The organism is Ruegeria sp. D4, from assembly GCF_056534475.1.
This window is the reverse complement of the sequence record NZ_JBQFPJ010000036.1, coordinates 1-8,076: the sequence shown is the minus strand read 5'-3', so window position 1 is coordinate 8,076 and position 8,076 is coordinate 1. Positions and strand designations below refer to the sequence as shown.

Here is an 8,076-nt window from a genome sequence, read left to right as displayed (position 1 = left end):
AGGCAGCGCCCCGGTTTCAGGTTCATCTGACTATACCCTCTCGGTTCACTCTGCGCTTCCAGCTTCAGATCTTACGCCGCTCGGCGCGGACCTCACGACAGACCCGCGTCAAGCAAAGTTCGCGCACGTCGTCTTAACACCGAAATCGCTGAGCATGAGCCTTGCTTCCGCACTGGACAAAATGCTTGGAGGGAGCGGTTTCTCGGCGGCCAGCGTTTCGGCCGAAGCGGTGGCCGGATACTCGAAAGCCGCGTGCGATATTTCACCTCTCATGTTCTGCCTTCCGCCGAATTGGGAGTCCACTCTGACAGTCGGCGATCAAATCCTGCTTCGCAGTGGCGGCAACAGTACTGCCTGGGGGCCCGGTAATTTTGGCTTCATCGATCTGGCAAACTTCCAGGACACCTCGGGTGTGTGTGCAGACGAAGGAGGTAACAAACTGGCGTGCCTCATCGCGGCGCAAAACCAGATCACCCAGTGCATTCTCACCAACGGGCTGGACACGGAACCAGGGCAGAAAGTCGGCATCACAAACGCGGCATTCAACGTGCGTTTTGACATCTACCGCTCTGTTCTCAATGGCGAGAAAAACAACATAGATTTCGCACCGGCGCCGAACGTGATCAAGGGCATTGAAAAGAACGGTGGCGGCGCTTGCATTCAAGGCAACGAACAACCGACACCCGACACAACCGGCCTTGGTCGCGACCTGTGCATGGCGGCGGGTACCTGCGGCGGAAACAACCGTTTCGGCGATGGCACCTGGGATCGGGCCGGCTACCTGAACCGGAACCACGATCTGGCCGATGGGCTGGCGGACGGTGTTGGCAGTGACGCTCACCTGCCCCTGTTGTCAGGGTCGAATTCAGTATTCGCGGGCACGCGATACGGGATGTATCTTCGGGAAATTGCCTACGGGAATACAAACCCTTACGCAGCACCAAACGCAAACGCCATCCTTGATCCTTCGCTTGCCGAAACCGGCCGCCCAATGTGTTCAAGCCAAATGTCGAATGACCCGGCGCGGCGCGTTGTAACAGCGGCCGGCGTTGATTGCGCACAAAACCCTGTTTCCGGTTCGACGACCGGGGTTCCCGTAACAAAATTCGTTGCCGTCTTCCTGACGGAACCGGTGGGCGATGATGGCAGCTCGCCACCCAGTTTTGACATTCACGGCGAGGTCGTCGGCTTCCCGGATGTCACCGGTGTTGGGAGCGGCGGTAATGGCTTCGGTGGCATCTTCCGCGACGTCGTACAGTTGTATCGTTAAAGGCGTACGTTCATGAGTATGAGGCACAGATTTCCTTTCAAACGTTTCGCCAGGAACGACGACGGCGCAATCCTTGTCGAGTTCGGCCTTGTTATGCCGGTCATGTTGCTTCTATTGGCCGTAACTCTGGAGTCGGCGCGCCTTATGTGGTCGTACCAGTCGGTTATTGCCGGTGTGCGCGATGCCAGCCGCTACTTGTCGCGAGTTACACCTGCAGATATCTGCACATCCGGTGGCTCTGTTGCGGGGCTGACCACGACTTTGAAAAGCATTGTTGAGCAGGACATCAACGGAAATAACCTGTTTCCGTCCAGCGTGACGGTCAATTCCGTGACGCCAAGCCTGTCTTGCGTGTCCGGCACCTATCGAATGAACCCCGCCCCTGTTGGCCAGGTGAGTGCCAATATCACCATTCAGTTTCCGCTGGGCGGCATCCTGACGCTGTTCGGCAGCGGTGCGACATCGGTGACCACGGACGTCGCTGATACATCGCGGATTTTTGGCCAATGAGACGCCTGCTGGATATCCACGCGCGTTTGCGACAGAGCGGTCGCTCATTCCTGCAAGAGCAGCATGGTGGCGTTCTGGTCGAATTTGCTCTGGTCGTGTCGTTGTTTTCTTTCCTGTTCCTTGCACTGTTGGATTTTGGCAGGCTTTCGTACAGTGGAGTGAACGCACAAAAAGCAGCGCAGTTGGCCGCTCGTATCGCCGTGGTGCGTCCACCTGCGTGTGCTGGCGTTCCGCAAACCCACACGCGAGGAACATCTGCACTCCAACCTCGTTTCGGCACCTCATGCAGTGCCTCGGTCGGCATATGCGCCGATCCCATGACCCCGGCGTGTTCAGGTATCGCCACCAACGCCACTGCGTCGGAAATCTGGGATCGCGTCAGTCCGCTTCTGCCACCGGGCACAACCATCAGCGCACTGCAGTTTTCCTATGATTTCAATTCCAATCTGGGTTTCCTGGGCGGCCCTTACACACCCATGGTCACTGTTGAACTGAACCTGAGTGATTTTCAGTTCGTGTCGCCTCTGGCCGCTTTGGCCAACGCCGCGGGTGCGACAAGCAGCACAATCTCTTCGACAGCCGGCTATTCCAATTTCAGCGTCTCGCTGCCTGCTGAAGACCTTGCATTAGGAGAGTCAGGGTAATGAGTAACCACGTTTCAGATCTCAAGTCACAATCGGTCATGCTTCTGTCAGCAGGAGAAACAATCGCGCAGGCGGTCACAAACGCGTTTCCCGCTGTCAGAGAAAACAAGGTTTCTGAATTGGCTGGCTCGTTCAAAACACTGAACGGAACCGCCCGCGAAATGGCGTTCAAGCATGACGTGGTGATATTTGAAATCGACCCGGATGACTCGGGCGAGGTACAAGCCGTCGAAGAACTGCTGACGCATCGCGATGATGACACCTTGTTCGTGGCGCTGACGCAGAATGATCTTTCGATCACCAAAGCCCGTGAACTGCGGAAAATTGGTATCGACGAAGTGCTTCCCTTGTCGATCGATGGCGAGGGATTGAAAGCTGCGGTCAGTGAAAGAACCATATCGCGCACCGTTCCGCAGCTTCCGACCAGGAACGGTCTGTCTGCTCTGGGTCGGGTTATCCCGGTTGCAAAATCCCGTGGCGGTATCGGCGCGTCTACTGTTGCGGTGAACCTTGCGTGCTCGCTGGTGGGCAGCAAGGGCTCCTTGTTTCGGAAGACTGAGAAAAAACGCGTCGCACTTTTGGACTTCGATCTGCAATTCGGAAACGCAAACGTGTTTCTGGATCTCGAAGACAACGGAGGGTGCCTTCAGTTCATCGAAAACTCGGATGAGCCCGATGACCATTTCCTGTCATCGATCCTTCAGAGCCACAAACTCGGCATCGACGTGCTTTGCGCGCCTGCCCCTTTGGTTCCGCTTCAGTCGATACATACGAACCTTCTCGAAGGTATGCTCGATCTGCTTCAACGTCGTTACGACTATATTGTCATCGACCTGCCCTGTGCCGTTGTCGAATGGGTCGAACCCATTTTCAAGCGTGCGACCCAGCTTGCGCTGGTTACTGACACAACCGTGCCATGCGTGCGCCAAGCGCGACGTTTGATTGATTTCTACCGCGAAGCCAATGTCTCTCTTCCGGTCGAGGTTATTGTGAACCGCGAACCTAAGACTCTGCTCAAGCCGGGGCACGTTCGCGAGGCAGAGAAAGTCCTGAAAACCAAGCTGAAACACTGGCTGCCCGAGAACCACAAGGTCGCCCGCAACTCAGTCGATCTTGGGCGTCCCATCGTGGACATGAAGCCAGGATCCGACCTTGGCAAAGCCCTGACAAAACTTGCTGGCGCGATGTCTGAAGACGTTCGGCCCGTGGCGACAAAAACGACTTAAAAAAGGAGATCACCGTGTTCAATGAGTATAGATCACGCAAGGCTGCATCCAATTCGAATGTCTTGGTCCTTGAGCAGCCAATCGAAGTGCCCAGGCCCAAGGTGATTCCGGAACCCGTGGACGTTGATCTGCAAGCGCATCTGGAGCTCAAAAGCCGCTTGCACGGCGAACTTCTTGACCGGCTAAACTTGTCCGTGATCGACAAGGTTGAGCGGTCGGAGCTGAAACGTCAGATCGCATCGTTGGTGACAGGCCTGATCGAGGCGGAAAACCTTCATTTGCGGTCCGAGGCTTTCACATCACTGGTCGACGAGTTGATTCACGAAGTGATGGGGCTGGGTCCGCTGGAACCACTTCTGGAAGACCCGACGGTCAACGACATTCTGGTCAACTCATATGATCAAGTCTACGTGGAACGCTTTGGTTTGTTAGAAGAATCGACGGCACGCTTTCGCGATGAACGCCATCTGCTTCGGATAATTGACAAGATCGTCAGCAAAGTCGGTCGTCGCATTGATGAATCCCAGCCATGGGTCGATGCGCGCCTGGAAGACGGCAGCCGTGTCAACGCAATCATTCGCCCGTGTTCCGTGGACGGGCCTGCGCTGTCGATCCGCAAATTCTCGCGCAATCCTTTGACGATCGACAAGCTCGTTCAGCGAGAAAGCATGAACGGCCAAGCTGCCAAGCTTCTGGAGGCGCTGGTCGAAGCAAGGTTGAACATCCTGATTTCCGGTGGCACCGGTTCCGGCAAAACAACGATGCTGAACGCCGTTTCATCCTTTATCGACGGCAATCAGCGTATCGTAACAATCGAGGACGCCGCCGAACTTCAGCTGCAACAAAGCCATGTGGTTCGTCTGGAAACCCGCCCCCCAAACTCGGAGGGCCAGGGCGTGATCACTCAACGCGATCTGGTGCGCAATGCGCTCAGGATGCGGCCGGATCGCATCATTGTCGGGGAAGTTCGTGGGGCTGAATGTTTTGACATGCTTCAGGCCATGAACACCGGCCATGACGGGTCGATGACGACCGTTCACGCAAACTCAGCGCGTGATGCGCTCAGTCGGGTGGAACAGATGGTGACTATGTTGGGGGCAGAATTGCCCATCAAGACCATCCGGTCTCAAATCGCTTCGGCCATCCAAATCGTGTTGCAACTGAGCCGCCTCAGCGATGGCACACGCAGGGTCGTCAGCATTTCGGAAATCACCGGCATGGAGGACGACACGATCACCATGCAGGACATCTTTGTCTTCAAACGTCGCGGAAAGTCTGAAAACGGGGATGTATTGGGAGAGTTCCTGCCGACCGGCATCCGCCCAAAATGCTTCGACCAACTGGTTGCCGCGGGCATTGATGTGGATAGCGACATGTTTATTCTCGGGGCAATGACGTCATGATTGATCTGCAACCAAACACACTGAACATTCTGATCTATATCGCGATTTTTCTGGGCATTCTGCTGGTTTACGAGGGTCTGCACCAGCTTCTGCTTCGCAGGGAAACCCAAAGCGAAGCCAGGAACCGGCGCATGAAGATGATTCAGGACGGAGCCTCAAGTGATCAAGTACTGCAAGTCCTTCGGGATCCCGCGATGCTCGCCGCCGGAGAAAAAGCCGGTCCAATAGTTCGTTTTCGCCGTTTGCTCGTTCAAGCGGGGTTAACGATCAGTCCGATATGGGCTGCCCTCGCAGTCGTGTTCTTGGCCTTGTTGACCTTCGCAGGCGCGTCCCGGTTTCTCGTCCAGGAATTGGCAGCCCTTCTGAGCGCGGTTCTCGGTCTCGTTGGGCCGTTCATCGTGCTGGTCGCCATGAAGAACGCTCGATCGAAGAAGCTGACAAAACAACTGCCGGACGCTCTGGATTTGATGGCCCGGGGATTGAAGGTTGGTCATCCGGTTGCTGTTACGGTTGGAAACGTCGCAACGGACTTGCCGGATCCAATCGGCACGGAATTTGGCATCATCAAAGATCAGATCAATTACGGCGATGATGTCGCGACTGCCTTTCACGACTTTGCGCAACGCGTTGGCACCGAGGACGCAAAGTACCTTGCCGTAAGTATTGGCATTCAGCATGGAACCGGCGGCAACCTTGCGCGGGTTCTGACCATCCTGTCCCAGACCATCAGGGACCGGCACACCATGCAGAAAAAGATCAAGGCGATTTCCGCTGAAGGGCGTCTGAGCAGCCTAATCCTCACGATCTTGCCGATAATTATCTACCTATCGATCGAAATTTCCACGCCTACCTTCTACGGCGACGTTCGCAATGACCCACTGTTTCCCTATTTCGCCTGCGTGATTGTAGGCCTGACAATTGCGCAGGGGCTCATCTTGAACCGCTTGGTTAAGTTCAAGTTCTAAAAAAGGGGCTGATGATATGGATATTATTCAAGAGTTTCTGAGTGAGCAAAGCCTCTCGCCGCAGTTCTTTTTGCTCGTAGGAATTGCCCTTAGCGTGTTCTTTGTTGTCATGGGCCTGTCCGGGTTAACCGAGGCCGACAATACGGCGGCGCAGCGCATGCGTGGAGGGTCAGTTTCAAGTGGGCACGGTCAGGATTTTGACCTCATACAAGGCGACAACAGTGATCCGCACGGGCTTCTCAAGGCGTTCGTTCCGTCGTCGAAGAACGAACGTTCCAAGATTGGCAAGCTCCTAAGACAGGCTGGCATTCAACGAAAGCACGCCATTCGCACATACTACACCTGCCGTGTAATTTTGGGATTTGTCCTGCCGGCCACGTTTGTCGCAGCCATGGCGCTGCCAATAGAAACCCAGGTTCAATTGGGGATCGCCGGCATATTGCAGGGTGTTACTTGGATGAACACATTGCAGATCGTAACGGTTTTGATGGTCTCGGGCTTCTATGGACCCGCAATCTGGTTGCGCTTTCGCATAAAGAAACGCCGCCAGGCAATTGAACACAGCCTGCCAAACGCACTCGATCTGCTGCAGGTGGCAATTGAAGCCGGTCTGGGTTTTGATGCAGCGATGATCCGTGTGTCACATGAGATGGCAAGTGCGGCGCCCGAGATTTCGCAGGAGTTCTCAATTCTTCAGCTGGAATTGCAGGCGGGCAAGGAACGACAGGCCGCCTTTCTTGACATGGCCGACCGGGTCGGAATCGACGAGTTGAGTTCATTTGCCAACGCGTTTTTGCAATCCAACCAGTATGGCACCAGCATTTCCGCATCGTTGCGCAGGTTTGCGACTGACATGAGGCTTGATCGCGAACTACGTGCTCAGGAAAAGGCAAACCGCCTTCCAGTGCAAATGTCCGCCGTTATGGCCATGTGCATGATGCCCGTTTTGTTGTTGATTTGCCTTGCGCCAATGCTGATCCGCTGGGTGAACATGTTTGGGTGATGCAAAGCTGGTGGTAATGAGATCTTCGACTAAGCGGTCATTCCGTGGTGACTTTAGCCACATCCAGAATTCGGATATGCTCCGGTGACCTTCGGCTTGCAAAAAACTGCCTCAACGATCCGCCAGATCAATTATTTCACAGACGTAAAGCGCTACATGGCCAGCAAGCATATTTTGCCAAGCGCGGGACGCAATCTAAGGCAGCCTAAATCCGCCTCACTTTCAGGGTAATTTTACATTGCTTTAAAAGGATTTTTGGTGCGGTCGAGAAGCATCTAGAACAATCGAACTAGCGCCCATGAAACCTTATGTTTATGGGTAAACCCCCATAGGGCAGCCTACATATTTCCCAAAATGTATGCTGTCCTGAGTGGTATTGTGTGTTGTCTGTTTTTGTCAATACACGTGTTGAAAATGTATCGGCCCGTAGAATATTTCGGCCTAGAAACACTCTACATACTGCAACCAAGTAACTACTGGGTATTACAAGAAGTGTTTCAGTGTCCTCCCGCTAAGTTCTCTATGTCGACGAGGCGAGGCGAGGTGAGAGGCCCGATCTGGTTGATTCTCATAGCAATCCGCCTTCTTTGATTTGCCGTGTAATGGCCAAATCATGATCCCAAATTGCTTGGCATGTTGATTGTTGATTTGATGACGAAACCCTTTGGGCGGAGGTTGCATGCCTCATTTTGCGGCCTCCGCCTCTTTGCTATTGGGAAGAAATCCCCGGGGCTGAGCGAAGTTCCTTTTCCTTCCGCGAACACCAATATCTCTTCTTTGCTAGTATCGGGAATTGATCACCTAACGTACCAGCTCTGGAAAGTTGAAGGAAGCTCTTCGATTGCAGCAAGCACTCGCCGATAATCGTCTCGCGCTCACTGATCGAAGTCTCGCAATCGGCTCTGTTGCACAAAACGCGTGAGGGATTCATCTTGTGAATCCAGTGTGGTAGCTGGGATGCATTAGCAGACCTACACCCCCAACCTACAGGACCAAGAACTGGCCAGCTTATAACGAAGCGCTCAAGCGCCGGGGTTCGCTGACGATCTGGTTCG

7 protein-coding genes and 1 pseudogene are annotated in these 8,076 nt (G+C 54.4%); all 8 read left to right on the top strand.

Annotation, left to right across the window (positions count from 1 at the left end; all coding sequences use genetic code 11):
* Positions 1–154 precede the first annotated feature (154 nt).
* Positions 155–1,270 (top strand): hypothetical protein, encoded by a 1,116-nt coding sequence (locus ACR0MI_RS23475; protein WP_480855733.1) that lies wholly within the window; start codon positions 155–157, stop codon positions 1,268–1,270.
* A gap of 12 nt (positions 1,271–1,282) precedes the next feature.
* On the top strand, positions 1,283–1,780 hold the full coding sequence (locus ACR0MI_RS23470) for a TadE/TadG family type IV pilus assembly protein (RefSeq protein WP_170616082.1): 498 nt from the start codon (positions 1,283–1,285) through the stop codon (positions 1,778–1,780).
* Entirely contained in the window at positions 1,777–2,424 is a 648-nt protein-coding gene (locus ACR0MI_RS23465) for a TadE/TadG family type IV pilus assembly protein (protein WP_170616080.1), read from the top strand. Before ACR0MI_RS23470 ends, ACR0MI_RS23465 begins: the two co-directional genes overlap by 4 nt.
* Positions 2,424–3,650 (top strand): AAA family ATPase, encoded by a 1,227-nt coding sequence (locus ACR0MI_RS23460; protein ID WP_170616078.1) that lies wholly within the window; start codon positions 2,424–2,426, stop codon positions 3,648–3,650. Before ACR0MI_RS23465 ends, ACR0MI_RS23460 begins: the two co-directional genes overlap by 1 nt.
* Before the next feature lie 14 nt (positions 3,651–3,664).
* Complete coding sequence (locus tag ACR0MI_RS23455) at positions 3,665–5,053, top strand: TadA family conjugal transfer-associated ATPase (RefSeq protein WP_480855730.1); 1,389 nt, start codon at positions 3,665–3,667, stop codon at positions 5,051–5,053.
* Positions 5,050–6,018: a type II secretion system F family protein gene (locus ACR0MI_RS23450; protein ID WP_170616076.1), complete on the top strand. Its 969-nt coding sequence runs from the start codon at positions 5,050–5,052 to the stop codon at positions 6,016–6,018. Before ACR0MI_RS23455 ends, ACR0MI_RS23450 begins: the two co-directional genes overlap by 4 nt.
* Positions 6,019–6,034: 16 nt before the next feature.
* The gene (locus ACR0MI_RS23445; RefSeq protein WP_170616074.1) at positions 6,035–7,021 is read left to right on the top strand and encodes a type II secretion system F family protein; all 987 of its coding nucleotides are present in this window, start codon (positions 6,035–6,037) and stop codon (positions 7,019–7,021) included.
* Positions 7,022–7,982: 961 nt separating this feature from the next.
* Positions 7,983–8,076: pseudogene (locus ACR0MI_RS23440) on the top strand (IS5/IS1182 family transposase); the annotation flags it as partial.

What these genes read in the sequence shown, in the direction of transcription:
- ACR0MI_RS23450 (WP_170616076.1), top strand. Translation starts at nt 5,050, where the DNA reads ATGATTGATCTGCAACCAAACACACTGAACATTCTGATCTATATCGCG.
- ACR0MI_RS23445 (WP_170616074.1), top strand. Translation starts at nt 6,035, where the DNA reads ATGGATATTATTCAAGAGTTTCTGAGTGAGCAAAGCCTCTCGCCGCAG.
- ACR0MI_RS23470 (WP_170616082.1), top strand. Translation starts at nt 1,283, where the DNA reads ATGAGTATGAGGCACAGATTTCCTTTCAAACGTTTCGCCAGGAACGAC.
- ACR0MI_RS23475 (WP_480855733.1), top strand. Translation starts at nt 155, where the DNA reads ATGAGCCTTGCTTCCGCACTGGACAAAATGCTTGGAGGGAGCGGTTTC.
- ACR0MI_RS23460 (WP_170616078.1), top strand. Translation starts at nt 2,424, where the DNA reads ATGAGTAACCACGTTTCAGATCTCAAGTCACAATCGGTCATGCTTCTG.
- ACR0MI_RS23465 (WP_170616080.1), top strand. Translation starts at nt 1,777, where the DNA reads ATGAGACGCCTGCTGGATATCCACGCGCGTTTGCGACAGAGCGGTCGC.